Raw genomic sequence first — 25,983 nt, forward strand, 5'->3', positions numbered from 1 at the left:
TATGAACAAAATATATCATTTCATCCTATTCTGTTTCGCTACGCTCTGCCTTGCTGCATGTAGTGATGACGACCCTGAAGTAAGCGGAATAGACGGCAAGGATCACTTCATCTCCGAGTTTGCTCTAACTGTAGATGGCATTACCTATCAAGCCATGATAGTCGGGGACAAGATTACAGTTGAGATACCTTATAATACCAGTCTGAAAGGGGCTACCGTAGAGTATGCCCTTTGCGAGGGAGCCTCTATTAACCCGAATCCATCGACCATAGAGGATTGGGAGAATGAATGGAAATTCGTAGTTACCTCCAAAATGCAGGATAGCAAAGTATATTCCTATACTTATCAATATACAGACATCGAACAGAGCGGCAGCGTAGTACTTGCCACGCAAGCCGAGGTTGATAATTTTGCAAAGACAGGAATAAACAAAATCGAAGGCAGCCTGACCATCGGAACGGCAGACGGAGAAGAAATCACCAATCTGGACGGACTTGCCAACCTGAAACAAATCAGTAACTCCCTTGTCATCAATCCGTCTTACAAAGGAACGGATTTGACCGGGTTGGATAATCTGGAACAACTCGGAAGTTTCAAATTAGGTTCGACAACTTCTGCCAGTAAAAACATAATGCTCAAAACGGTTAATCTGCCCTCTTTGCTTGGAGTGACCGGTGATTTTGTCGTTAACAGTTCTGTCATTGAAAAAATATCTATACCCAAAGTCGAGTTCATTGGTGAGGATATGTATATAACTTCCGATGCTTTACTTGATTTGGATGCAAATGCCGTTGAATCTGTCGGAGCTTCCTTAATTGTCAAAGGTTCGGTAGCACAAAAAGAATCAGCGACAACCGAAGCCATTGTTTTCTCAGCGCTCAAACAGGTCGGGAATGAACTTACAATCCAATATTTTCCCAAACTGCAAGGAATTTATCTACCGGCATTGGAAAGTGTGGCCGGTACTGCCTCATTCTCCGATATGTCCTCCATCGGAAGTCTTGCAATGACCGAATTACATTCGGTTGGAGGACTAACTATAAAAAATTGCAAAGAAATTTCCATTGTTGAACTTCCCGGTCTTATTTCCTGCGGAGAGACCAGTGTGGATGCGAATAAAGTCAATAAACTCAATATAGCTTCTTTGAAAGATGTACTCGGTGATATGACTTTAACTAATCTGCTCATAGAAGAACTGGATTTGTCCCAGATAAATTTTAACGGAAATACACTTACCCTACAATGTAAGCAACTAAATAAAATCGTAGGATCGGAAACATTTAACGGTAGCCTTTTTCTACTTCCTAAAGATTGTCGATTGACAGAATTTACGTTGGAAGGAATCTCAAATATACAGGGTGACTTCCAATGCATAGATTATTTTTATGTAAAAGAATTTGTTATGCCATTTATTCGTGTGGCAGGAGATATGACTATTGCATTGAATTCGGGAAGTGTTAATACGGCGGCGGAAATCGAATTTCCTAAATTGCAGGAAATTGGAGGGACCTTAACATTAGGGACAAATAGGAATGCAAATAATATTACCTTCCCGTTATTGAAAAAAATTCTCGGTTCATGTTCAGTTACGACTTACAAACTTAAGAATGATATTGAGTTTACCAATCTGGAAAGCATTGGAACGGATGGAGCTGATGCACAAATTAAGTTTGAGATTGAGGCTACTAATATTCTATGTCCCAAATTAAAAACGATAAATGGGAAGTTTGATATTGCAACATCTTCTTTTATGTTTGATATGGAAGTAGATAAAGTATCTTATCCTAACGTAGAATCAATATCCGAAAATCTTTCAATAACATGCCCGTATTCTGATTTTGGTTCTAATGGTATTTTGTCCATTGATTTTTCAGGTCTCAAATCAGCAAAAGGGATTAGTATAAGCGGGCAAGGAGATGTTACTGATTTCAGTTCTTTCAAATACCTGTTTGAAAACAATGTTCTAACAGGAGAATCTCAATGGTCTGTCAAAGAATGTGGTTACAACCCCACTTTCCAAGAGATGAAAGACGGGAAGTACAAGCTTGCCGAATAGATAACGAAACAATAAATTTTCTGCCAATCCTCGGTATGCTTACCGTAAGGTAAGCTGCCGGGGATTAACTATAAAAATAACGGTATGACCTATCACCAATTGAAATATCTGCTATGGAGCGTAGTTGTCGGAGTGACACTATCCTTGACATCCTGCATGAAGTGGGACTACGGCGATGCCGTGGAAGATTTCAACGCCACGGGAGCCGGACTGTTCATCACCAACGAGGGCAACTTCCAGTACGGCAATGCTACCTTGTCCTATTACGACCCGGCAACCAAACAGGTGCAGAACGAAATCTTCTTCCGTGCCAACGGCATGAAACTCGGCGACGTGGCACAGTCGATGACCATCTACGACAACAAGGGCTGGGTCGTGGTGAACAACTCCCACGTGATTTTCGCCATCGACCTGAACACCTTCAAGGAGGTAGGACGCATCGAGAACCTGACCTCACCGCGCTACATTCATTTCCTAAGCGACGAAAAAGCATACGTCACCCAATTGTGGGACAACCGCATCTTCATCATCAACCCGAAGAAATACGAAATTACCGGCTATATTCAAGTGCCGGACATGACGATGGAAAGCGGCTCGACGGAGCAAATGGTGCAGTACGGCAAATACGTCTATTGCAACTGCTGGAGTTACCAGAACCGCATCATCAAAATCGACACCGAAACCGATCAAGTAGTCGATGAACTGAAGGTCGGCATACAACCGACATCGCTGGTCATGGACAAGTACAACAAAATGTGGACGGTGACCGACGGCGGTTATGAGGGCAGCCCCTACGGTTACGAAGCCCCGTCGCTCTACCGCATCGATGCCGAGACCTTCACCGTGGAGAAGCAGTTCAAGTTCAAGTTGGGCGACTGGCCCTCGGAGGTGCAGCTCAATGGCGACAGGGACAAACTCTACTGGATCAACAAGGCCATTTGGAGCATGGACGTGACAGCCAGCCATGTGCCGGTACGTCCGTTCCTCGAATACAGCGGCACGATTTATTACGGACTGACGGTAAACCCCGCCAACGGAGAAGTGTACATCGCCGATGCCATCGATTACCAGCAGCAGGGCATGATATACCGCTACTCGCCCGAAGGGAAATTGATAGATGAATTTTATGTCGGGATTATCCCCGGTGCATTTTGTTGGAAATGAAGAATAAATTGCGGCATATATACCATATTATTTTCATCACGAAAAGACAGGAGATGACGATTCCAATGACAACCAAAGGAATGATTCTCGATCAGATGGTACAAATTTTCACAAGGAAAGGCTGTCATGTCTATGCCTGCAATGCTTTTCTCAATCATGTTCATATACTTGTAGAGATACCATCTCCCACGGACTTCGCAAAGATTATCAATAAAGTAAAAAGTTCTACAGGCGTTGTCTATCGAAAATATCCGGAATATGCGGATTTTTCAGGATGGGCAGCCGGATTTGATTCGTTTAGCGTGTCATTCAATGATCTGAATCGGGTAAAACACCACATTGAGAAACAAGAGACGGTTCATCAGGAACTTTCATTCGAGGACGAATACGACCAACTGCTTGAAGAAAACGGATTCAATGCCTATCAAGATTTTATGCGGGCATCATTCTCTGCATATGCTGCGGTAAATAACCATATTAAAAACAAAAGGAAATGACATATACAAAATATTTACTTTTCTCAATATTGGTTGTCTGTCCATCCGTGCTGTCTGCGCAGGGAATCACCCGGCGTATTCACCAGATAGACGAGGTGACCGTATGGGGCAAACGGCCGATGAAGGAAATCGGCGTGCAGAAGACGAAGTTCGATTCACTCGCACTGAAAGAAAATATCGCCCTCTCGATGGCGGACATCCTGACGTTCAACTCGTCCGTGTTTGTCAAGAGCTACGGCCGCGCCACGCTCTCGACCGTCGCCTTCCGAGGCACGTCGCCCAGCCATACGCAGGTGACGTGGAACGGGATGCGCATCAACAACCCCATGCTCGGCATGACCGACTTCTCCACCATTCCGTCCTACTTCATCGACCAGGCATCGCTGCTGCACGGTACTTCATCGGTGAACGAAACGGGCGGTGGACTGGGCGGTCTGGTCAAACTCGGCACGGCTCCTGAAGTCGCTGAAGGGTTCAACGCCCAGTACGTGCAGGGCATCGGCTCGTTCAAGACCTTCGATGAGTTCGCCCGCTTCACCTACGGAAGTGAGCGGTGGCACGTCTCCACCCGTGCGGTCTATTCTTCCTCGCCTAACGATTACAAGTACACCAACCACGACAAAAAGATAAACATCTACGACGAGGATAAGAACATCGTCGGACAGTATCACCCGAAAGAGCGCAACCGCTCCGGGGCGTTCAAGGACCTGCATTTGCTTCAGGAAGTGTATTACAATACCGGGAAAGGCGACCGTTTCGGGCTGAACGCCTGGTATATCAACTCCAACCGGGAACTTCCGATGTTGACGACCGACTATGGAGATGCAACCGACTTCGAGAACCGCCAGCGAGAACAGACGTTCCGCAGCGTCTTGTCCTGGGATCACATGAAAAGCAACTGGAAACTCGGCGTGAAAGGCGGTTACATACACACATGGATGGCCTACGACTACAAGCGTGAGGTCGCACCTGACAACTGGGCGTCGATGACCCGCTCCCGCAGCAAGGTAAACACGTTTTACGGTCAGGCGGAGGGAGAGTATTCTTTGGATAAAAAATGGTTTTTCACCGCCAATGTATCGGCACACCAGCATTTGGTACGGAGCGAGGACAAGAACATCATCTTGCAGGACGGTGGCAAGGCCATCGTGGGCTATGACAAGGGGCGCGTGGAACTCTCCGGCTCCGTATCCGCCAAGTGGCAGCCGATAGACCGCTTGGGTATGTCGGTGGTACTGCGGGAAGAGATGTATGGTTCCGATTGGATTCCACTCATTCCGGCTTTCTTCATTGACGGTATCATTTCCCCGAAAGGAAATGTGATGCTGAAAGCATCCATATCGCGTAACTACCGTTTCCCAACTCTGAACGACCTATACTTTTTGCCGGGAGGTAATCCCAACCTGAAAAACGAACAAGGTTTCAGTTATGATGCCGGGGTGAGTTTCGATGTCGGCAAGAAAGGCATTTACAAGTTGAGCGGCGGTGCGAACTGGTTCGACTCCTACATCGACGACTGGATTATCTGGCTGCCCACCACCAAGGGCTTCTTCTCGCCCCGCAACGTAAAGAAGGTCCACGCCTACGGCGTCGAGGTCAAAGCGAACTTCGCCGTGCAGCCGGCGAAAGATTGGCTCATCGACTTGAACGGGTCCTATTCGTGGACACCCTCCATCAATGAAGGTGAGAAGATGTCGCCTGCTGACCAGTCAGTGGGCAAGCAGTTACCCTACGTGCCGAAGCACTCCGCATCGCTGACCGGACGGTTGTCGTGGCGGACTTGGGCGTTCCTTTACAAATGGGCGTTCTACTCGGAACGTTACACCATGTCGAGCAACGACTATACGCTGACAGGACACCTGCCCGAATATTTCATGAGCAATGTCTCGTTGGAGAAAAACCTGTTTTTCAAACCGGTGGACATCCAGTTAAAATTCGCCGTCAACAACCTCTTCAACGAGGACTACCTTTCGGTACTCTCGCGCCCCATGCCCGGCATCAACTTCGAGTTCTTCATCGGCATTACCCCGAAGTTCGGGAAAAACAAGAAAAAGTCCGAAAATACAAATATGTAACGATATGAAAGCATTAAAGAATTTAAGCCTGCTGTTGCTACTTGTATTGGCATTCACAGGCTGCCACAATAAAAGTTCAAAACTCGCCGATTTCAACCGAACGGTCTATACACCTGAATACGCTTCGGGGTTTGACATAAAAGGTGCAGACGGCAAAAAGAGCGTATTGGTTACCGTCACGAACCCTTGGCAGGGCGCCGACAGCATCACTACGAACCTGTTCATTGCCCGTGATGACGAAGAGGTTCCGGCGGATTTCACCGGTCAGATGCTCAAGGGGGATGCCGAGCGCATCGTCTGCATGTCCTCGACCCATATCGCCATGCTCGACGCAATCGGCGAAACGGGACGCGTAGTCGGCGTGTCAGGCATCGACTACATCTCCAATCCCGACATTCAGGCACGGCGGGACAGCGTTGGAGATGTGGGCTACGAAGGGAACATCAATTACGAACTGCTGCTCTCGCTTGACCCCGACCTCGTGTTGCTTTACGGCGTGAACGGGGCAAGCTCGATGGAGGGTAAGCTCAAAGAGTTGGATATCCCGTTCATGTATGTCGGCGATTACCTCGAAGAGTCTCCGCTGGGCAAAGCCGAATGGCTGGTGGCACTTTCGGAGGTTATCGGAAAACGGGCGGAGGGCGAAAAAGTATTCGCGGAAATCCCCGTCAGATACAATGTCCTGAAAAAGAAAGTAGCGGACAATATCCTCGACGCTCCGTCAGTCATGCTCAACACGCCTTACGGCGACAGCTGGTTCATGCCCTCGACCGAAAGCTATGTCGCCCGGTTAATCAAAGATGCCGGAGGCGATTACATCTACAAGAAGAACACAGGAAACGCTTCCGCGCCCATCGACCTCGAAGAGGCGTATCTGCTGGCCTCGCAAGCCGATATGTGGCTGCATGTGGGGATGGCGAACACGCTTGATGAACTGAAAGCCGCATGCCCGAAGTTCATCGACACCCGCTGTTTCCGTGGTGGACAGGTCTATAACAACAACGCCCGCACCAATGCTGCTGGCGGCAACGACTACTATGAGTCGGCGGTCGTAAATCCCGACCTCGTGCTGCGAGACCTCGTGAAGATATTCCACCCCGAACTGGTCGAGGAAGATTTCGTCTATTACAAGCAACTGAAATAGATGCGCTCCCGTTCCGCCATATTGTTTGCCATGCTGGCCGCCCTCACCCTTTTCCTGTTTCTGCTGGATTTGGCGGTGGGGGCAGTCGCCGTACCGCTCGGCGATGTATGGGCGGCTTTGACGGGCGGCGACTGCCCGCGGGCGACGGCGAAAATTATACTGAATATCCGACTGATTAAGGCGGTGGTCGCGTTGCTGGCCGGAGCAGCTCTGTCGGTCAGCGGTCTTCAGATGCAAACCCTCTTCCGCAATCCTCTTGCCGGCCCCTACGTGCTCGGCATCAGTTCGGGCGCGAGCCTCGGCGTGGCACTCGTCGTGCTTGCAGGCTTCGGTTCGTCGATAGGCATTGCCGGGGCGGCTTGGCTCGGAGCGGCGCTCGTGCTGGTCGTCATCGCCGCCGTCGGCCACCGCATCAAGGACATCATGGTGATTCTGATTCTCGGCATGATGTTCTCGTCGGGAGTCGGCGCGATTGTACAGATATTGCAATATCTCAGCAAGGAAGAATCCCTGAAAGCCTTTGTCATTTGGACGATGGGGTCGCTCGGCGACGTGACCTTCGACCAGCTTGCGGTACTCGTCCCGTCGATTATCGCCGGACTGTTGTTGGCGGTGGTGACGATCAAGCCGCTCAACTTACTGCTGTTCGGCGAGGAGTATGCCGTGACGATGGGGCTGAACATCCGACGCTCGCGCGGGCTGCTGTTCCTCTCCACGACGCTGCTTGCTGGTACGGTGACCGCCTTTTGCGGTCCGATAGGCTTCATCGGACTGGCCATGCCCCACGTCACGAGAATGCTGTTCCGCAACAGCGACCATCGGGTACTCGTACCGGGAACCGTTCTTTCGGGTGCGGCGGTGCTGCTTCTTTGCGACCTCGTTTCTAAAATGTTCACCCTGCCGATCAACGCCATCACCGCATTGCTGGGAATCCCCATCGTGGTGTGGGTGGTCTTGCGCAATAAATCCGTCACCGCATGATAAAGTTACACGATTTTTCCATAGGCTACGGCGAGCGCACCTTGCTCTGCGAGGTGGAAACCACCATAGAAAAGGGCAGGCTGACTGCCCTTATCGGGCGCAACGGCACGGGCAAATCGACACTGCTTCGAGCCATCGCCGGACTGAACCGCCGTTATACCGGCCGAATCCTGCTCGACGGGCATAACGCCGCCGATATGCGAGCAGCAGAAATGGCCAGAACGCTGGCATTCGTCACGACCGAGCGCACACGCATCGCCAATCTCAAATGCAAGGATGTCGTGGCTATCGGCCGCGCACCCTATACCAACTGGATTGGAAAGATGCAGGAGGTCGACAAGGAGATCGTCATGCGGTCGCTCGCCTCGGTGGGCATGGAGGCTTATGCGGAGCGCACGATGGACAAGATGTCGGACGGCGAGTGCCAGCGCATCATGATCGCACGGGCGTTGGCGCAGGATACGCCGATTATCCTGCTCGACGAACCCACCTCGTTTCTCGATATGCCCAACCGCTACGAATTGTGTACACTGCTGGCACGGCTGGCGCATGAAGAAAACAAGTGCATCCTTTTTTCCACGCACGAGCTGGATATCGCCCTCTCGCTTGCCGATGCGATAGCCCTTATCGACCCACCCCAGTTGTCGTATATGCCGACCGAAGAGATGCGCCGGAGCGGCTGCATCGAGCGGCTGTTCCGAAATAATTGTGTGACGTTCGATGCCACGACAGGATTCATAAAAGTGGGACAATGACTAAGGAATATATCATAGAGAATTTCACAGCAAATATCAGCGTGGACGAATATATTTCACGCTTCCGGGACGAAAAACGTTTTGTCGAATTTTGCAAACAATGCCCCAACTACGGTAATAGTTGGGGATGCCCGCCGTTCGATTTCGATACCGGAGAATTTCTGCGCCAATATGAATATGCCCACCTGATGGCCACGAAAATAATTCCGGTCGAGAAAAATATTCCGATAGACAGAACGCAGGAATTGATTAAACCGGAACGGCTCAGGATAGAAAGGGAATTGCTGGAAATGGAGCACAGATACGGAGGTCGGGCATTCGCCTATGTAGGAAAATGCCTATACTGTCCCGATTCCGAATGCGCCCGCAAATGCAACCGTCCTTGCCTGCATCCGGACAAAGTACGTCCCTCGCTTGAAGCATTCGGGTTCGATATGACACGAACACTCTCGGAACTTTTCGGGATAGAGCTGCTTTGGGGAAAGGATGGTATTCTACCGGAATATCTTGTGATTGTAAGCGGATTATTTCATAATTCGGCAGAAAATATTATCAGTCATACGAAGCGTAATCAGGATTCAGGAAACCTATAATCTTATTACCCTCATTGATAACAAAAGTCCCTGCAATCCGAATTATAGATTGAGGGACTCGATGAAAGTGAATGTAAAAACTAAAAGAACAACTCTACTTTCGTATGCCTGTTGACTTCGACCGGTACATGGTCGGCTATGCCGCCTCTGCTTACCTTGACGATGCGTTCGATCGGTATGCCACGCTTTTTCAATTCTGCAACGATATAATCCGCTCTCGATGTACTTAATGAACCATTAAGCACAGGAGTTCCAGTCGAACTGTCGGCCGCACCGGTTACTCTCAAGGATAATCCGTATTTCTTGGCCACGCGAGCCAGTTCATCAAGGTTAAGCATTTGGGAAGCATCCGTCAGGTGCGCCGTATTGAGGTTAAAAAAGAAATAGACAGGCGACCCGATGCAATTCCCGGCTTGTATGAGTTCCGTCCTTTCAGAGACGATTATGCCCGGTTTCTCGGCATCATCTCCGTTGTTGCCATATCCAATACTTGCAGAATCAAGCGGCGAGATTCCATCCCAATGCCGGTTTTTCAATCTTGCCCGTAGTGAGTTCAATCCGCTGTAATTATTTCTGGGATAACCTTGACGGCGGTCGGTCTCATCGTCATTAACCAGATGACCGTACTTGTCAAGCAATCCTTCTATTTCCAGAATTTTCTTCAATTCTGCGACCGTCCGTCGGTTGCGGTCGTACCAGTCTTTATAACGCTTGTTTTCTCCGGATAAGATATTGGCATGATCCACGAGCCACTCATTCTGACGAATGTAAGATGTCGCATCAACCGCGCGTTTCCAACCGACCTTTCCGAGATGAAACGTGAAACCGGCGGTCAGCGATACCATGTGGTCGCCGAGGCGGTTCGGGCGTCCGTAACCATCGAAGTCCTGAAAGGTGGTCGTGCCGGAGAGTTCCAACATGGCACTTACTCGTTTGGAAATCCGATATTCTCCCTGTACGCCATACGAAACAGTAAAGGGATTATTCCCGTTAGAGGCATTGTGCAACAGGCCGACACCGGCAAAGGGAGCAAGATTCCAGCGTACCTGTTCTTGCCGGGCATATCTGCAGCCAAGGACATTCCACAGCAGATCCGCATGGATATGGTGGTAGTCCTGATTGGACAATGTTCCATCTTTGAACTGCACACCGCTGTAATTGATACGTGCGCCGACGGACGGAGTGAACCATTTTCCGACTGCGAAACTGTACGAGGGTTTCAAGCGTCCGAAGAGGTCTTCGCAGCCGAGAGGTGTGCCGAGAAAGGCGGACGTACCCCCGGCAATACTGACAAACCAGTTGCCAGTCAGGGATGCCGGAAGTACCACTCCGTCAAGATAGACGGGCTGTATCGGTTGCAGTTCCTCCGAGACATTATAGTACGGTGTATGTTGTACAGTATCCACCTGTACGGGTTGTATACTTGCCTGTGCCTGCAACGTGCAAAGCACGGCCAATATAAAAAAGATTTGTTTCGTCATATTCCAATGATATTATTCGTTATACTTTTTGATTTGTCATGAGACGTATGCCACTTACCGTTTGGGTTTCTTGCCAATGGCCGGACGCATCATGCGGCTCGCCATCCTCATGCTGCGGAGTGCCCATGCACGGTTGTCCTCGTCCTCATCGCGCCCCCATTTCAGGTCGCTGCCGCCACCTCCGCCGCCACGAGTTTCGGCAAAAGTGGTGGCATCATCGACCATACCGAGAAACAGCATCGTCGCGCAGTGCATCACGTCTGTACCTTGTTCCGCTATGGACTGGACGAGCGAGCCGTCGAACAGTTGCCGTTCCGCCACGTCCATCTGTGCCGATACGTTCCTATACTCGCCGACCACATTTTCCAGCAGGACATCCTTGAGCAACGTGTCCACTTTGGAATGTATATCATGGGAGTATTTGTAGGCTTCCTCCTTGAGTTCCCCGGTACGTTCCTCAATGGCATCCATGTTCTCTTTCAGCTCGGCAAGCTGCCGGTCAGCCGTCTGTAACTTCTCCTGCTTGTCTGCCAGTTGCCTGTTGATGCCTGCCAGCTCTTTCTCCAGACTTTTAACTTGTGCGGCTAATTGTTCCGCATCGCCCTTGTTCGCTTTCAAATCCTGTTCGGCTGCCGATAGCAGAGCCTCTTTTTCGGCTTTCGACTTCTCAAGGTTATCGACCATTGTCGTAAGCCCCTTGACCCTGCGCTCTGCCAGACGGATGTCCGATTGAAGGGTTGCCAGCACCTTTTGGTGGCGGTCTATATTTTCCTCGATGGTCGTACATTCTTCCGATAGCATACGGCGGTATTCTTCGGTAGTCCTGTGCCGTGCGCCTGTTTCGGATATGCTTGTTCCTCTCGACATTCCCCACCTTGTATTGACTTCGGCGAAAAAGTCGGTATGAAGCTGTTTCATCCTTGCGCTGTATTCAAACTTGTCCTTTCCGGCGAATATTTCCTTGTACGCAAAGCGGCCGTCTTTGATTGGCAACAAAGTACAATGCACATGAGGGTTCAATTCGTCAAGGTGTACGATGAATGCGGCGATGTTCTGCTCGCCATATTTGCCACTCACGAATGAATAGACGTCTTTCGCCCAGCGTTCAATATCGCTCATTCTTTTGATACGGGTATTGTTCGCACCTTCATCAAAATCCACGTTCTGCGTGCCGAACGCGAGTTCGTGCATCCGCTTACGGGAACCGCCGAAAATGAAGTTCACCACCGTGCGGTACTTCGGTTCTGCCAGTCCTTCGTTGGGGTCTTTGATTCCACGCCTCTCCAATATGTCCGCCATCCGTTCGGGAATGTTGCGGCTCGTGTCAATGGGACGTACCTTGCCTCCGGGCGCAATCTCGAAGTTCAGGTGTTTGCGTGTGGGGTCGTAATTCCCCTTATTCATAGCGTACTTTTCCGCCCTTTCACTGCGGTCACGCAAATGTTCGTTGCTTTGGGCTGCGGTGATGCCTTTCGACACCTGCATATCAAGTACCTGTTTTTGATCTGCCATACTCTTTTCGTGTTGTTTGGACAATCCGTCCTGTCCCAGCTTGCTGCTTGCCCGGACAGCCTACCGACGGTCGGAGACCTATCGGGGTATTAGGCTCCCCCTTCCCTTTGTTTCGTGGCAGACGGGCAAGCCCGTGTGCCTCCTATAACCGGCAGGATAACCGTTAAGGGATGGAGGTGGATTGTTCGCGTTATACAATCTGTTTTCGACTCCCGGTTCAATCCACCATCGCCTGTGCCTTTGCCAGAAGCGATAAAAAAGGTTTGCGAAGCGATTTGAGGCGTTCTTGGTCTTCGTCCATGTCGAAGTCCGTCACTGATGCCTCGGTGTCGAGAATCAGCCCGGCGAGGTCTTTGGCGGACTCGATGAAAGCAGCCCATTCTTCACCGAGGTCAAACCGGAAGAAATCCACAAGCGGCGAACTGTCATCGAATCTCGACTTGTGCAGGATTTTTTGCAGGGCGGCGTGGGCGATGCAGCACAAGGCTGTTTCACGATGTTCCGTGACCAAAGTGCCGGAATGTGCGGAGGTCGTGTTGGAATGGGTGTCCAAACAGAGTCCGGTGTCACGGTCGGCAATTTCAGTCTTTGCCAGACTTACGAGTTGTCCACATATTACGCCAGTTTCGGCAGCGGTCGTTTTGCCGATTACCCAATCGGACAATACCTCACGGAGCTGTCTGGCAAAGTCCGGCTGCTCCTGTGCATTGCGGGGCTGTGCTGCCTGACCGGATTGTACGGTCATGGTAATGACCACGCTTTTGGGAAGCTGGATGCGGGTCAGCAAACCGAATGCCTCCATTGCACTCAAAAAAGAACGGACGGTAGCCCTGTGCCAATGCCACTCCGATGCGAGGTCGGAAACGGTCAGGTGGCACTGGTTGGGTTGCAGCACGTAGGCCTTCTTTCTTAAAAACGGAGAAACGAAACCTGCCAGTGATTTGTCCAACAGGTCACAGTACGCTTCGGTGCGTGTTTTGCGTTCATCCCCTTTCTCCTTGAGATATTCGAATACCTCCCTGTCTGCCAATATGGAAACAGGTATCTTTTGGTTATTTTTCATTTTCATTCGGTTTTAATGATTCATATTGTGCGGATATATCAGTGTTGCCGCTGTCCGCTTCATGCGGCAGATTTGCGTGATGATTCTCGTGATAGGATTCTGACAACATTCCGGGATGCTTTGCCCATCCGGAAAGTGTGTCCGTATCCTTGCATTCGGACATGACCCGAACGGAGGGATAGAACAGGGCTGCCAGAAGAAGATAGGCAATGGTTATCGCCAAGGTGTACAGATGCGGCACAAAGCCGATGACCAGTGCGCCCGATGCGAGTGTGACAAATGCACGGGGGCGGTCAAGCAACCTGCGTAACCAGTTGTCCGTCCGTCGGAACGAAAACATTGCGGCACAGACACCGGTAGAGAGTAGGATTCCAAACTCACCCATATGTCCACAGGCATATACATAATGGAAAAGAAGCAGGCATATCAGCCATACTTGCACATACAGTTTACGGGCGTTGCCGCTTCGTGCCATTGCCATGTAAAAGGGTGTCATGAACCGCTTGTTGTTCTTGTACAATGACATTGATACCCCGAAAGGTATCGCGCAGAAAATGAGTAGCAGGATATTCAGTAACATAAGTAATAGGGCTTTTCGGGTATGGGAGTGGGACGCACAATGAGTTCCAACTGGACAATACCGTATGTCGCCAGCCGGATAAGGGTTTCGGCATCCTTGGGCGAAAAGTACATGGCCGCTTTCTTGATGCGCTGCTTGAATGTAATGTCTTGCTTTCGGTAGATGGCCAAAGCCTTGTCCAGTTCGTGTTCGGGAATAGTCCATGTCGTACCCTCGGCGTGTATGCCGTTCGTCTTGAAGGCACGCAGTACCAATGTACGGGAAACGAGGTAGTCGGTGCGGTCGGTTCTTGAGATGATATGCTCCTTGTAGAGATTGTCATCGGCAACCTCTATCCACGTCCGGTAGGCATTGATGCAATAGACCATCTGTCGGTATAAGGTGTTTCTCATATAAAATTCATCAGCACGTCGGACTTGTCTTTCTTGTATTTCAGGAACCCGCTTTTGGAGTGTAGTTCCAAGTCGAGGCATAAGTCCCCGTACATCTGCTCCAAAGAATCATAGATGGTGACAAGGATGCTGTTTACATTGCCCTCCGTATCCGTCTTGGCGTTCATCTTGAACATCTGTCCGAAAGCGGGATTCGAGTATGCACAAGTGCTGTGACCGAATTTTTCCGTCCGCATCGGAATATGGTGGTAGAGCGTGATCAACTCCATGTCGTCCTCGAACATATCCATTACTTCGTCCAGTTCGTAAGGGGTGCGCAACGGAAACGTAAGCAGCACATAGTCGCCGTAGAACTGCGGTTCTTCCATCGTCGTCACATCGAGCAACTGCGGAAGTTGCAGGGGGACGAATGCCATGAAGTCATTATAAAAATGTCGTAACATATTCATATCTTTTTCTGTTGTTATATTTTACAGCGTGTGTATGAATGCCTCCATCAGCATTCCGGGCAGCTCGTCCAAGCGGTTGTCTCCGGGGTGCAGCATCCTGCCCAACTCCCTGAAAGCGTCGGGTGTCTGCGAGGCAAGCATATCGAGTTGCTCTCTTTCTTCGGCTGAAAGCAACGCCAGGCAGAAACCGTCCAACGACGAATAAGGCTGGAGAAGCATCCAGATGTAGGCTTGTGCCTGTGCCGGTGTCTTGACTTTTTTATTGCAGATGTCGTCGATACAGGTTCGGATATTCTGAATCAGCCTGCGGTTGGTGCGCATGGCCAGATAAATCATGGCATTGCGATAGGTGATGTCGTTCCGTTCGGCGGCAAGGAATATCTGTGCACAGCATCGTTCCGTGTCATGAGTGATGTCGGAAAGATTCTCGCCGTCGAAATCAGGCAGACGTGAAAGGAATGCCCGGTACACGGCATCCTCCTTTTCGATAAAGGTCGTCAGGTCTGCCATACAATGAATACCGTAATCAATCGTTTCAGCAAGGGTAGTTCGATAAGTGGCAAGAATGTGTTGTCGGTTTCTCTGACTGACGGGCCGGTTATCCAATGAGGCAAAGAACGGTCGGATTGTTTCAGCCGCACGATGCAACTCTTTGTCTTCAAGATGCGGTGAGATTTGTTCTTTTACCCACAGTATATCCTTATAAGTGCGTGTTTGAGACAGCACCATCCGTGAAAATTCCATGCGGATGGAATCATGTATCTGTTCACACTCTTCTCTTACAGTGGAATGAAGCCGGCCAAGCGTATCACATTCGAGATGCAGGAATACGGAATCCCTCAATGTTTGCCATTGCTTGAGGTGTCCGGCCAATTCTTTAATGGAGAGTTTTTTCTGCCTGCGTATGTCGGACAGGTATTCCCTGTATGTTCCGGCAGGGTCATTCTTGGCTTTCGCCAATCGTTTGCCATTGCCGTTGTCGCATGACGCGCATAGGAATATGGCAATCGAAACGGCAATTATTTTGGCAAAGATTATCGGCTGTTTTAAGTTCGATTTTAATGTTTTCATACTATATCATTTCGTACTATTTAGTGCAAAACTATATATTATTTTTGATACTTCGCATCCGAAAAACCGTATTTTGTGCATTTTTTAATATCGTACTTAATAGTATGATTACCAATGAAAACAAGTGAAGATAAAACACGTGGAAATGTACGATTTTCGTTTTTTAATATAGTATGATTCATATACTCGAATAAAACTTGTATATTTGCACTTGTTATCATGAATATTGTATATTGATATGGCAAAAGTCGGTTATATATTCGAGGCTAATTCCTACGATGCGTTTGATGCGGATAAGGAATGGATGCGCCAATATGGGTGTGTACAGGTGGTTGAAGAATCGGTCGGACACGAGACGCTTAGGCCGAGATGGAAACAACTGATGTCGAATCTTGAAAGAGGAGACGAATTGGTGATGTCAAAATTCAGCAATGCCGTTCGTGGTTTACGGGAACTATCGGCATTGATTGAGCTATGCCGCATCAAGGTCGTGCGTATTATCTCCATTCACGATAAAATTGACACCGACAACAAATTGTTTCCGGACACGACACCGGCGGAAGTATTGGCCATGTTCGGGGCATTACCGGAGGAAGTGGCTGTTTTGCGGAAGTCGTCGGATAAAATTATACGCCTGCAGCAGAGTATCAGTATTCCGATTTCCAAAAAAAGTATGAGTAAAACTGAACGGGACAAAAAAATCGTGGATATGTATAACAATGGGTATTCAATCCGTGATATTTGGAAAGAAAGCGGTGTCCAAAGTAAAAGCACCGTGTACAGCATTCTCAATAAATACAAGGTTCAGCTTAACCGAACACCGGGACGAGTGCCGGGCATCCGGAAATAGAACTTATAAATCAATATGGATATTGAAAATCAATAGATTGCTTGCGTAATTCATCGTTTTTTCGTATCTTTAAGTTGGATATAACTATATAAAAACAAGACCTATGGGAGATATTATAATTTTATTGCTGGTGTTCTTGGTAGTGGGCAGGCTTTTGAGGGGCGTGTTCGGAGGATTCAGCAAAAGCAGTTTTCGGGATGACAAATAACTCCGGATTGTTGTAACTGGCAGATATTTGTTAATTTTGCACCGTATTCATAAAAATCAAGAACAATATGACAAAAGCGGAAATTGTCGCTCAGATCTCACGGCAGAGCGGAATAGAGAAAACGGTGGTGATGACTGTGATAGAATCATTCATGGAAAATGTAAAAGAGTCGATGGTTGCGGGAAACGAGGTGTTCTTGCGCGGGTTCGGTAGCTTTATCATCAAACGGAGAGCTGAAAAGACGGCCCGGAACATTTCGAAGAATACGACAATTAAAATTCCCGCTCACAATATCCCTGCATTCAAACCTGCCAAAGCATTTCTGAATGCGGTAAAAGAGAACAAGTAGAGTATAAAAGTACAGATGGTGCAACAACACCGTAATGAGTAAAACAAAAGCGACCCGAAGGCCGCTTTTGTCGTGATAAGGCAAGGATTATTTCTTGCCTTTTTTCGCTGGTTTGGCCGGCTTTTCAGGAGTTTCCTCCTTCTCGACGGGCGGATAGAACTTGACGGCGACCATCACGATACGGTTGTGTTTCACACCGCTTTGGTCGCTCCATTCTTCGGGCTTGAAATACCCCTCGACGGTCAGCATCGTACCCTTGGTCAGTTGGTCGAACGACCCGGTGTTCTCGTTTTTACGCCACGCCTCAAAATTCATAAAGGCGGAAACGCGTTTGGATTCCTCGCCATTATTCTCCAATCGGCTTACTGCCAGAGGGAAACGTGCTACACTTGCGTTGGTGAACTGACGGATTTCTGCATCCTTTCCTACGAAACCGGTTACTACGAAATTGTTTTCAATCTTTTTCATAATGAATTGTTTTTAGAAGTTATTAAATCAATTTTACGCTGCCTCAAAAAGTAGGTGCAGTTAAGGGGATGCACCAAGGCCGGACGCATCAATACTCTTTATTTTTGTCCGTAGGCAAAACCGGAAGGCTCGATAAAGGAAGATTGTACGGCTGTGCCATTGGTCAAGACTTCCAAAGTCGTTCCCGTCTGCATACTATCTTTGCATCGGAAAATGATGATGACTTCGGCGGAAAACTATTCTGAAAATGAGCGGAAAACCGTAGTTGCAGGGGAAGTGAAAGTGCAATCCGTCCACCGGCACAATGGTGCGCGTTTCGGCTGTAAGTCCGCAGAATCGGCAGGTATTTTCGTGTAATTCGGTCGGACTGAATTGAGGTGGCTACAAACAGAACACTGAACTGACAACAGGTTGCGGTACCGCAGAAGGGAATATCAACGAAGTGGCGACAAAAGGCGGAACGGGATATCGGGGTACTGCCATGTTCCCGTCCGGCAGAAAGAAAAGGGGACAAAAGGGAAAAAGGAAAGAACCCTGCTTTTCGGAAAAGCGGACGGAGCTTTTCACGAATGGCTGTTTTTTACAAAAGGATATGGCGCAGCCAAAAGAGAGAGATAGATGTAAAAAAGGGAATGCGGCGTGGCAGGAATGGAAGATTATCCCGTTCCTGCCTGCCTGTATCATCAAAATTCTGCCATGATTACCCGATGCTCGAAAATCTTTTTTTGATTACTGGGACGTCTTTGGCAAACCCATAGGTGATGCTTGCCATAGCCGAAGACGAAATAATCATCAAGGCGTGTTTTTTCTTGTAGGCGTTCCATGCCGGTACGCAGTTCCGCTTCATCGGTTGAGAAAAGAATCGTGTTGATGATACGGAAGTAGAGTTCTGTTACCTCGTCACAATAAGGACAAAAGCTATGCTCAATCGTTGCTTTCATGTTTCTTTGATTTTAATTCTACTTCTACTATGTCTTCTATTCGACCATACAGGACAGAGCGCAACGCTGTTTTGTCAATGGCGTAATACTCGGCGATATGTCCGTGCTGTTTTACGAAATATCGTTTGAGAACATCGGAGAAATCAAAGAAGTAGCCCATCAATGCGATACCTCTTTTGAAATGGATGCACTCTTTCACGTTTCGGGTAATCCAGTTCTTGTCTTCACGGCTCAACTTGTCTCCGTTATCAAGTTGTTCCCGTAACTGGTAAACCCTGCTGTCTTTCAGCTTCTCTAATTCGGGTACGTCCCATTGGACGAATTTCATTGCTATCTGCTGCATCGCTCTTGTATTTAATCGTAAATAATCACTTCATCACGATACTCGACCACCTCTTTGCCACTACTAAGACGCACCACTATTTTATTGCCGAAGTCGCCGACAACTGTTCCCTCAGAGTAGCCTTTATAGGGGGTAAGCAAGGTGCAGTGCGCACCTATAATTTCGCTATTTTCTTCGTATTCGTACATAAGTCATGTCATTTTACGGTTACAACTTGATATCCCATTTCCCCTGTGAGAAGATTCTGAAGCTCACGTATTCGTCTGTAAATTCGTAGGACAGAATTTTGATATAAGTTTTGTCTTTGGCTTCCAACGAAGCTATCAGTCTGTCGATTTCTTCTTCCGGATAAACCCAACGAGAGGTAAACTCCGCATCCACGCTATCGCTGTGTCTATTGACAAAGCCGTCGAAAGTGTCATCCAAGAATGCCTCTATCTTGTCGAGGTCTGCTTTGTTTTCCGTCCTTGCGTAGAAAATGTTTGTTGCATAGTTTGCCATAATCCTAAGTTTTAAGTTTTTTATTTTCCCTCTTTTAGCATTTCAGCTACTTTCGGGCTTGATTGAAAATTATGTCGCCTCAAAAGGTGTTATGGCTCTTTATGCAGGGTTTCACGACCAAATACGACCTCTGCAAAGCGGAGCGTGGAGATTTTGTCGGGAACCGTCAGGCTGTGACCTTGAATACAAGAAAGACATGACAAGTACCTTTGCGACACAATTCTCATCAGGCAGACCGAAAGTTGGGATGCGAGGATAGAATGCCTATGGCAGAAGTTACGATAAAAGGAACTTCCGTAAAATTGGGATGCAGCGAAAAAAGAAAATATCGGTGCGATTATCTTCTCTTTTGACTGTGAATATAAAAGTAAGGGGGAGAACTTCGGTAAAGGTTTAGTTTAGTCTATTAGCTTATATATATGCTAAACTAAAGTAAACTAAATATAGGCAGATATATTGGACTGCCTGTATAGGTGTTTTGAGGGAAATGGTTACCTTTGCAAAAAACAATGTTCCTTGAAAGAAACAGAGATTTGTCCTTTTTTCTTTTGGCTGTGGTTATTCATCCATAGATGACTGCAACAATCACTCTTGGCGAGAGGATGAAAATCGTGTGAAAAGACTTGGAAAAATACTCAAAGTACGAACAAGTGAAGAGAAAGAAAGGTAGTGCAAACAAAAAAACAAGAAAATAAGATAATTCGTGTTTCTGTTCCTAATTTGTTTCTTGATAAAAACACATCACAATATAAACTATTAATTTACAAGATATTATGATGTGAAATTTTGAGATATAACTAAATTTTCCAGATTTCCATTAGAACGTCTTGCGGTCTTATTCTATACAATATCTTTTCGGGGCATGACTTGCATCAAAACCCCGGTTTCTCAAATGTCGCTACAAAGATAGGCATTTGGCTTCAGAATCTTTCATGTTTCGTCCTTTTTCTGTCCTATCCCGTATGCTTTTATCTTTTCATAGAGCGTGGTGCGCCCTATGCCGAGCATTTCCGCTGCCAGCTTTCGGTTTCCACCGGCCTCTTCGAGTGTATGGATGATATGTGCCTTCTCCAAGTCTTTCATGGACGGCGGTTTCCTTCCTTCGCCGTCCTCCGTTTCCAACGCTTCCGCCGTCACCGTCCCGCCTTCGGTAAACAGCACCGCGCGGCGCACGGTCAATTTCAGTTCCCTTACGTTGCCTTTCCACGGACAGGAGAGTAATGCCTTTTTCGCTGATTCGTCAAACCCGGTCGTATGACGGTCAAACTCCCTATTCGCATGGTCGCGGAAAAAGTCAGCAAGCGGGAGAATGTCATCCCTGCACTCACGTAGCGGCGGTATGGCGAGTGTGTATTCTTTCAGCCTGTGGTACAGGTCGTCACGAAAGCGCCTTTCGGCGACGGCCACTTTCATGTCCTCGTTGGTAGCGGCGACTATCCGCACGTCAGCCCTTCTGTCCTCAGTACCACCCACGGGCCTGTAACGTTTAGATTCTAACGCCCTAAGCAGCATCCGTTGCACTTCAGGCGGCAAGTTGCCTATCTCGTCAAGGAACAGAGTTCCACCATCGGCTTCTTCCCAATATCCGGTCTTACGGTTCTCCGCGCCCGTGAACGCCCCTTTCTCGTGTCCGAACAGGGCGGAGGCGGCAAGCTCCTTTGACAGCAGCCCACAATCCACGGACACGAATGGCTTGCCTGCACGTTTGCTCCTTGCATGTATCTTCCCAGCGATATGTTCCTTGCCTGTTCCGCTCTCGCCCAATATCAAGACACTCATGTTAGTAGTGGCGACCAACCTTATCTTGCGGTTTATTTCACGGAAAGCCACGCTCTGCCGCTCGTAAACAGGTTCCTCATACCGCTCTGTCCTTTTCCGCAGGGATTTCAAGAGCGGAGGCAGGTTCGTTTCCAACAGGTTTTTGGGAATGAAGTCTTCCGCGCCCAGTTTCAGAGACCTGACGGCGGCGGAGATTTCGCCGTACTCGGTCATGATTATGTAGGGGTTGTTCCTTCCCAGTTTCCGCAGTCCTTCCAAAAGGGTGATGCCGTCTCCGTCGGGCAGACGGATGTCGGCCAGTACGATGTCATCCTCCTGCATCCTGGCGAACAACCTTCGTGCGCCGTGACAGGTGGAAGTGCTGATATTTTGGAAACCTTTGCTTTCCAGCAACCTGCATACATAGTCGGAGAATACAAAATTGTCTTCTATCACGATTATCCGTCCCATCGTTCCGCCTCCTTCCTTGCCATTTCCATGATGATACTTCCTTGCTCCAACACTCCGTTTATAGCGGACTGCACATTTTCATTCTTTATATTCTCTTTATGGATGGCCTCATACAATGCCGCCAACGGCTGTTCCGCCTTTATCAGCATCCACGAGCTTCTGAGGTGGTGTATCCAGCCGTCCAACGCCTCCATGTCCCCGGCTTCCGCCGCCTTGCGCACTCCGTCCATGTCGGATTGTGTCGTGATTGCCAGTTTTTCCAATGTGCGACGCCTATCACCGAAAGCGAGCAAGTGCGAAAGGTCTATATTGTTTATACCCTTTGGCTTGACGCAATTTTCCGTGACGGCCAGCAACTCGCCTATGGAATAGGGCTTGTACAGCACGGCGGCGAACCCTTTTGCTTTCAGTTCACCTTCTTTCACATAGCCTGCGGCGGTGGCGGCAACTATGGGGATAGTCTGCGAGTTGCCGATTTCCGACGTGCGCAGCAGTTCCAGCACCTCGTAGCCGTTCATCTCCGGCATTTTCAGGTCGGTTATCAGTAAGTCATAGTCTTTCATACGCATCAGGTCGGTCAGTCCGTCCACGCTCTGGCAAGTGTCGCACTCCACGCCGCTTTGCCTGTACATTTCCTTCATCATGTCCAACAGCATCCCGTTGTTATCAATTGCCAGCACGGAGCTGCCGGACAATGCGGGATGCTTCATGCCTGTCTTTCCGCCTGTTGCCGTTTCCTGCGCCACGGGCAATGGCAGAGTCACAGTGAAACGGCTTCCTTTTCCTGGTACGCTCTCCACCCTGACGGTACCGCCCATCAAGCGCACAAGGTGGCGGACTATGGCAAGTCCCAGCCCGAAACCATCTTCCGTCACTGCGTTGCCCAACCGCTCGAATGGCTTGAATATCAGCGTCAGCTGCTCTTCGGTCATGCCCGTGCCCGTGTCATCCACGGTCAGGGTGAATGTGCCGTCCTTATAATCTGTGCTTAATGCGACTGTGCCGCTTGGGGTGAATTTGATTGCATTGGAGAGCAGATTGCTGCCGATGCTCAGGATGCGGCTTCTGTCGCCGCAAACTATCTCGTCCGCTCTGCACTCAACCCTGAGGAAAAGCCGTTTCCCTTCCGCCAGCGGTCCGAACTCTGCCTGTAGGGTTTCGGCGACGGAACGCAGCCTGAACGGTTTGATATTTGGAGTCTCTTTGCCACTGTCAAGTCGGAAATACACCAGCAGGTCGTTTATCATTCCCGCCATGCGTCCGGCGGCGTTCCTTACGGCTTGGGCATGGCGCATGCGGCTGTCCGCCTCCGTGTCGTTCAGCAACAGTTCGGCGTTGCCACCAATGGCAGTCAGCGGAGTCCGTAGCTCATGGGTGACGTTCCGGATGAGGTTGCGCCTGAAACGTGCCAGTTCATCGTTCGTGCGCTTGCTTTCCTGCAGTTCGCCGATAAGCCTCTCCCGTTCCTTCCGTTCGTCGGCGTTCCGTTTCATTTCCCTATGGATGGCGAGATAGGAAAGCAGCAACAGGACGATGGCGGCAGACAGGGTGGCGGTGAACAGCTGCGCGGACAGAGCTTGCGCTTCCGATATCTTTCGCTCCCGTTTTGCAAAGGCTTCCCGTGCCTGTGTGTCAAGGCTGTGTATCAGCCGTTCCAGTTCTGCGTTCAGCGCCCGGTTGCGGACACGCAGGCTGTCAGAGCAGGCATCCATTTCCGCCGCCTGCCGCCGTTGCAGCTCTATCAGGTTGTCGCTGAATTTATGCAGTTCCCCGGCCGACGGAAGCACTTGCACTTTCTTCTTTCCGCCAAACACTCCTGCCAGCCCGCTTTTCTTCCGTGTCACTGTGCGGACGCGCGTCGCCCTCCTCGCTACTTCTGGCAGACGGTTCACCAGAAGGCTGTCAGCCTCGTCCTGCCGTTCCACCGCTTCCATGACATGGCGGAGGTGTGTTTCCTTGTCGGCCAATAGGGTGCGGAGCGTGTCTATCTGTGCCGGGTGCACGTATTCCGCGCAACGCGGCTTTACCGACAGCAGCAGACTGTCCGTGCGCAGGCGATATGTGCAGTAGCAGAGGTAGTCTGCCTCGCGCCAACCCATGACACCCTCGCCCAGCAGAGAGAGCCGGATGATGCGGTCGCGGACGGTATCCATATCGCAGCGCACACGGCGTATGTCCTCCACGCCGGCCTCTATTTTCCTTATTTGCGCACGTTCGTAGAGCATAATGGCGGTCAGCCCTCCGGCGACGGCCAGCAGGGCAAAGTATCCCGCCAATATTCTGTATTGCAGTTTCCTTTCTTTCTTTTCCATTGTATGTTGTCTGTCAGGGCAAAAAAATCCCGGCAGTCGTGTGTTGGCGGCTGCCGGGCGGTATCTTATATGCCGGGCTTGCTTCCGTATGTGCTGTGGCTGTCCTCAGATGTCGTCTTCCTCCACGGCGGCGGTGAGGTGGCGCACCAGCGCCACGCCTCCGTCGTGCACGGTGTAGAACACACACCACGTGACGTGCGGCACGCCCTGCATCCTGAACCGCGTCCAGAACGTGTCCTTGCCGCAGAAACGGATGAACGCATCGGGGGTGGCTTCCCTGCGGCGTGGCAGGGGGCGCAATGCACGGGTTATGCGATGCAACAGCAAGGGCGTGAACTCCTTTTCCCTTATGTTCGTGGGACGTGTGAAGCGCATGGAATAAACTTTTCCCGTTTCTTCGGACAGACGGCGGCGCACTTCGGGCAGGTAGCGAACGTCGCCGCGATCCGCGTCGTCGAAGGCGGGGCACAGCGTGTGCGCCGTCACCGAACGCGCCATGTCGCCCTGCTCCTTCGTGTCCAGCCCGTGCGACCGCAGGAAGGCGTTAAGCTCCCTGCCATGCACGTGCAGGTCGATGTCGATCCGCGAGGGGGTTCCGTCGTCATCCCTGAAGAGCGTGATTCCGTTGTACTGTACCATCACGTCTTACTTGATTTCCTTTCCCTTGTACGTCACCTTGTCTAATGTCTCCAGAGCCTTGGCCGCCACCTCGGTGGGCAGGGGCGCGTAGTTCAGTCGCGAGGCGATGACCTGCGCTTCGGGACCCGCCAGCCAACGGAGCACGCACACCGTGGCTTCCGCCTCACCCCGGCTGCGCCCGGCATAGTCCTGCTCCTTGTAAAGCATCACCCACGAGAAGCAGCTGATGGGGTACGCTTCCGGAGCCGTGCTGTTGGTGATCATGATGTTGGTGGCCGACGCTTCGCGGGCGGCTGCGGCTATGCTCTCTGCCGTGGGGAGCATGAAGTTGCCCGCCGCATTCTGTATTTCAGCGCGTTGCAGGTTATAGGCCACCGAGTAACCCGATGAGGCATAGCCTATCGCGCCGGGGATTTTCTCTATCAGTGTGGCAATGCCGGGTGTGCCAGTGGCGGCCACGCCGTGAGGAAACTGCGGGTGCATGCCCGTGCCCACCGATGACTTCCATTCTCCGCTCGTCTGGCTCAAGTAGTAGGTAAAGGCGTAGGTCGTACCGCTACCGTCCAGTCGGAAGATGGGGTAGATTTCCTTGTCGGGCAGTTGCTTGCCGGGGTTCACGGCGGCGATGCGCGGGTCGTTCCAGCGCGTCAGCTCGCCGAGGTAGATGTCTGCCAGCAGTTCGCCCGTCAGCCGCAAGTTGTCCACGCCCTCCAGGTTGTAGGCTATCTCCACCGCACCCACGCACATCGGCACGACCACGGCCTGTGCGGGCAGACTGTCGAGCTGCTCGCGGGTGGGCGGCACATCGATGCCTACAAAGTCAGTTTGCAGGTTGCGCAGGCTTTCCATGCCCTTACTGGAACCGATGCCTGCGTAGGTGACGGGTACGCTGTTACGCTGCCAGTAGGCTTTGAACGCCTCGTTGTAGAAAGGCAGGGGGAAGGTGGCTCCGGCAGCGGTCACTACCGTGCGGCTTCCGGCCGGCACTTTGTCTTTCGTCTCGCCGGAGGCCGTCATCGCCGAGGCCAGCAGGATGAACGCCACGCACAGCGCGCTGATTGCAGCCGTCGGAAGTGTTCCGCCCGGCTTGCTGAAGATGTTTCTGAATTTCATAATCGTTGAATTTTTTAATTTGTTGTTATAGTATTTTTATGTTTCCGTTTCCTTGTCCGTTTCCGCTTTCCGACGTGGTTTCGGGTCTTGCCCGGCATCATTTGCAGCCGTGTGGCATAGGGGCGGGGCGGCACGTATGCCATGCGGTTGCGTCTTTGTGCCATCTGGATACCCCGACAAGTGCTCCTGCCGTTGGCCGGACTGGTTTCGTGGTCGT

26 protein-coding genes are annotated in these 25,983 nt (G+C 50.1%); 10 read left to right on the forward strand and 16 right to left on the reverse strand.

All coding sequences use genetic code 11. The features are described 5' to 3' along the window. Nucleotide 1 precedes the first annotated feature (1 nt). From OCV81_RS01395 to OCV81_RS01430, 8 genes are all read left to right on the forward strand, one after another. Nucleotides 2-2,056 (forward strand): DUF4971 domain-containing protein, encoded by a 2,055-nt coding sequence (locus tag OCV81_RS01395; protein WP_004320569.1) that lies wholly within the window; start codon nt 2-4, stop codon nt 2,054-2,056. A gap of 84 nt (nt 2,057-2,140) precedes the next feature. Beyond that, complete coding sequence (locus tag OCV81_RS01400; RefSeq protein ID WP_004320571.1) at nt 2,141-3,220, forward strand: glutaminyl-peptide cyclotransferase; 1,080 nt, start codon at nt 2,141-2,143, stop codon at nt 3,218-3,220. Then, nucleotides 3,217-3,717, forward strand: coding sequence for a transposase (locus OCV81_RS01405; protein ID WP_004320573.1), 501 nt, complete (start codon nt 3,217-3,219; stop codon nt 3,715-3,717). Before OCV81_RS01400 ends, OCV81_RS01405 begins: the two co-directional genes overlap by 4 nt. After that, nucleotides 3,714-5,792, forward strand: a complete 2,079-nt coding sequence (locus OCV81_RS01410) for a TonB-dependent receptor (protein ID WP_004320575.1) — start codon at nt 3,714-3,716, stop codon at nt 5,790-5,792. Before OCV81_RS01405 ends, OCV81_RS01410 begins: the two co-directional genes overlap by 4 nt. Nucleotides 5,793-5,796: 4 nt before the next feature. Then, a complete protein-coding gene (locus tag OCV81_RS01415) occupies nt 5,797-6,936 on the forward strand; it encodes an ABC transporter substrate-binding protein (protein WP_004320576.1) in 1,140 nt (379 codons plus the stop codon). Next, a complete protein-coding gene (locus OCV81_RS01420; RefSeq protein ID WP_004320577.1) occupies nt 6,937-7,917 on the forward strand; it encodes a FecCD family ABC transporter permease in 981 nt (326 codons plus the stop codon). It abuts the gene before it with no gap. Continuing rightward, nucleotides 7,914-8,672, forward strand: coding sequence for an ABC transporter ATP-binding protein (locus tag OCV81_RS01425; RefSeq protein ID WP_004320578.1), 759 nt, complete (start codon nt 7,914-7,916; stop codon nt 8,670-8,672). The genes OCV81_RS01420 and OCV81_RS01425 overlap by 4 nt, the downstream gene beginning before the upstream one ends. Beyond that, a complete protein-coding gene (locus tag OCV81_RS01430; RefSeq protein WP_004320579.1) occupies nt 8,669-9,265 on the forward strand; it encodes a DUF2284 domain-containing protein in 597 nt (198 codons plus the stop codon). Before OCV81_RS01425 ends, OCV81_RS01430 begins: the two co-directional genes overlap by 4 nt. An 80-nt stretch (nt 9,266-9,345) precedes the next feature. Here OCV81_RS01430 and OCV81_RS01435 read toward each other — a convergent pair whose 3' ends face one another. From OCV81_RS01435 to OCV81_RS01465, 7 genes are all read right to left on the reverse strand, one after another. Further along, nucleotides 9,346-10,746: an OmpA family protein gene (locus tag OCV81_RS01435; protein ID WP_005680020.1), complete on the reverse strand. Its 1,401-nt coding sequence runs from the start codon at nt 10,744-10,746 to the stop codon at nt 9,346-9,348. 54 nt (nt 10,747-10,800) lie between these two features. Beyond that, a complete protein-coding gene (mobV, locus tag OCV81_RS01440) occupies nt 10,801-12,258 on the reverse strand; it encodes a MobV family relaxase (RefSeq protein ID WP_007482776.1) in 1,458 nt (485 codons plus the stop codon). A gap of 217 nt (nt 12,259-12,475) precedes the next feature. Beyond that, complete coding sequence (locus OCV81_RS01445; RefSeq protein WP_005680022.1) at nt 12,476-13,321, reverse strand: helix-turn-helix domain-containing protein; 846 nt, start codon at nt 13,319-13,321, stop codon at nt 12,476-12,478. After that, nucleotides 13,311-13,901, reverse strand: a complete 591-nt coding sequence (locus OCV81_RS01450; protein WP_005680023.1) for a hypothetical protein — start codon at nt 13,899-13,901, stop codon at nt 13,311-13,313. The genes OCV81_RS01445 and OCV81_RS01450 overlap by 11 nt, the downstream gene beginning before the upstream one ends. Continuing rightward, nucleotides 13,892-14,293 (reverse strand): hypothetical protein, encoded by a 402-nt coding sequence (locus OCV81_RS01455; protein WP_005680024.1) that lies wholly within the window; start codon nt 14,291-14,293, stop codon nt 13,892-13,894. The genes OCV81_RS01450 and OCV81_RS01455 overlap by 10 nt, the downstream gene beginning before the upstream one ends. Beyond that, a complete protein-coding gene (locus tag OCV81_RS01460; protein ID WP_005680025.1) occupies nt 14,290-14,736 on the reverse strand; it encodes a hypothetical protein in 447 nt (148 codons plus the stop codon). Before OCV81_RS01460 ends, OCV81_RS01455 begins: the two co-directional genes overlap by 4 nt. Before the next feature lie 27 nt (nt 14,737-14,763). Continuing rightward, nucleotides 14,764-15,813 (reverse strand): hypothetical protein, encoded by a 1,050-nt coding sequence (locus OCV81_RS01465; RefSeq protein WP_005680026.1) that lies wholly within the window; start codon nt 15,811-15,813, stop codon nt 14,764-14,766. Nucleotides 15,814-16,051: 238 nt separating this feature from the next. On the opposite strand from OCV81_RS01465, the gene OCV81_RS01470 reads away from it, so the two are divergent. Both OCV81_RS01470 and OCV81_RS01475 read left to right on the forward strand, forming a co-directional pair. Continuing rightward, the gene (locus OCV81_RS01470; RefSeq protein ID WP_005680028.1) at nt 16,052-16,663 is read left to right on the forward strand and encodes a recombinase family protein; all 612 of its coding nucleotides are present in this window, start codon (nt 16,052-16,054) and stop codon (nt 16,661-16,663) included. Nucleotides 16,664-16,926: 263 nt separating this feature from the next. Then, nucleotides 16,927-17,220: an HU family DNA-binding protein gene (locus OCV81_RS01475; protein WP_255204174.1), complete on the forward strand. Its 294-nt coding sequence runs from the start codon at nt 16,927-16,929 to the stop codon at nt 17,218-17,220. 87 nt (nt 17,221-17,307) lie between these two features. Here the strand turns inward: OCV81_RS01475 and OCV81_RS01480 are convergent, their stop codons facing one another. From OCV81_RS01480 to pstS, 9 genes are all read right to left on the reverse strand, one after another. Beyond that, nucleotides 17,308-17,688: a single-stranded DNA-binding protein gene (locus OCV81_RS01480; RefSeq protein WP_005680031.1), complete on the reverse strand. Its 381-nt coding sequence runs from the start codon at nt 17,686-17,688 to the stop codon at nt 17,308-17,310. 683 nt (nt 17,689-18,371) lie between these two features. Then, nucleotides 18,372-18,629: a hypothetical protein gene (locus OCV81_RS01485; RefSeq protein ID WP_005680032.1), complete on the reverse strand. Its 258-nt coding sequence runs from the start codon at nt 18,627-18,629 to the stop codon at nt 18,372-18,374. Then, the gene (locus OCV81_RS01490; protein WP_005680034.1) at nt 18,613-18,972 is read right to left on the reverse strand and encodes a hypothetical protein; all 360 of its coding nucleotides are present in this window, start codon (nt 18,970-18,972) and stop codon (nt 18,613-18,615) included. Before OCV81_RS01490 ends, OCV81_RS01485 begins: the two co-directional genes overlap by 17 nt. Nucleotides 18,973-18,983: 11 nt before the next feature. Next, entirely contained in the window at nt 18,984-19,160 is a 177-nt protein-coding gene (locus OCV81_RS01495) for a hypothetical protein (RefSeq protein ID WP_005680036.1), read from the reverse strand. A 19-nt stretch (nt 19,161-19,179) separates the two neighbouring features. Next, nucleotides 19,180-19,473 (reverse strand): hypothetical protein, encoded by a 294-nt coding sequence (locus tag OCV81_RS01500; RefSeq protein WP_005680037.1) that lies wholly within the window; start codon nt 19,471-19,473, stop codon nt 19,180-19,182. A gap of 930 nt (nt 19,474-20,403) precedes the next feature. Continuing rightward, nucleotides 20,404-21,702, reverse strand: a complete 1,299-nt coding sequence (locus tag OCV81_RS01505) for a sigma-54-dependent transcriptional regulator (RefSeq protein ID WP_148327862.1) — start codon at nt 21,700-21,702, stop codon at nt 20,404-20,406. After that, entirely contained in the window at nt 21,690-24,014 is a 2,325-nt protein-coding gene (locus OCV81_RS01510) for a hybrid sensor histidine kinase/response regulator (RefSeq protein WP_148327864.1), read from the reverse strand. The genes OCV81_RS01505 and OCV81_RS01510 overlap by 13 nt, the downstream gene beginning before the upstream one ends. Nucleotides 24,015-24,119: 105 nt before the next feature. Next, the gene (locus tag OCV81_RS01515) at nt 24,120-24,653 is read right to left on the reverse strand and encodes a hypothetical protein (RefSeq protein WP_148327866.1); all 534 of its coding nucleotides are present in this window, start codon (nt 24,651-24,653) and stop codon (nt 24,120-24,122) included. A 6-nt stretch (nt 24,654-24,659) separates the two neighbouring features. Beyond that, a complete protein-coding gene (gene pstS, locus OCV81_RS01520; RefSeq protein ID WP_148327868.1) occupies nt 24,660-25,766 on the reverse strand; it encodes a phosphate ABC transporter substrate-binding protein PstS in 1,107 nt (368 codons plus the stop codon). Nucleotides 25,767-25,983 lie beyond the last annotated feature (217 nt).

The sequence above is a fragment of the Phocaeicola fibrisolvens genome (assembly GCF_025567125.1).
In the GTDB taxonomy this organism is placed as follows: domain Bacteria; phylum Bacteroidota; class Bacteroidia; order Bacteroidales; family Bacteroidaceae; genus Phocaeicola; species Phocaeicola fibrisolvens.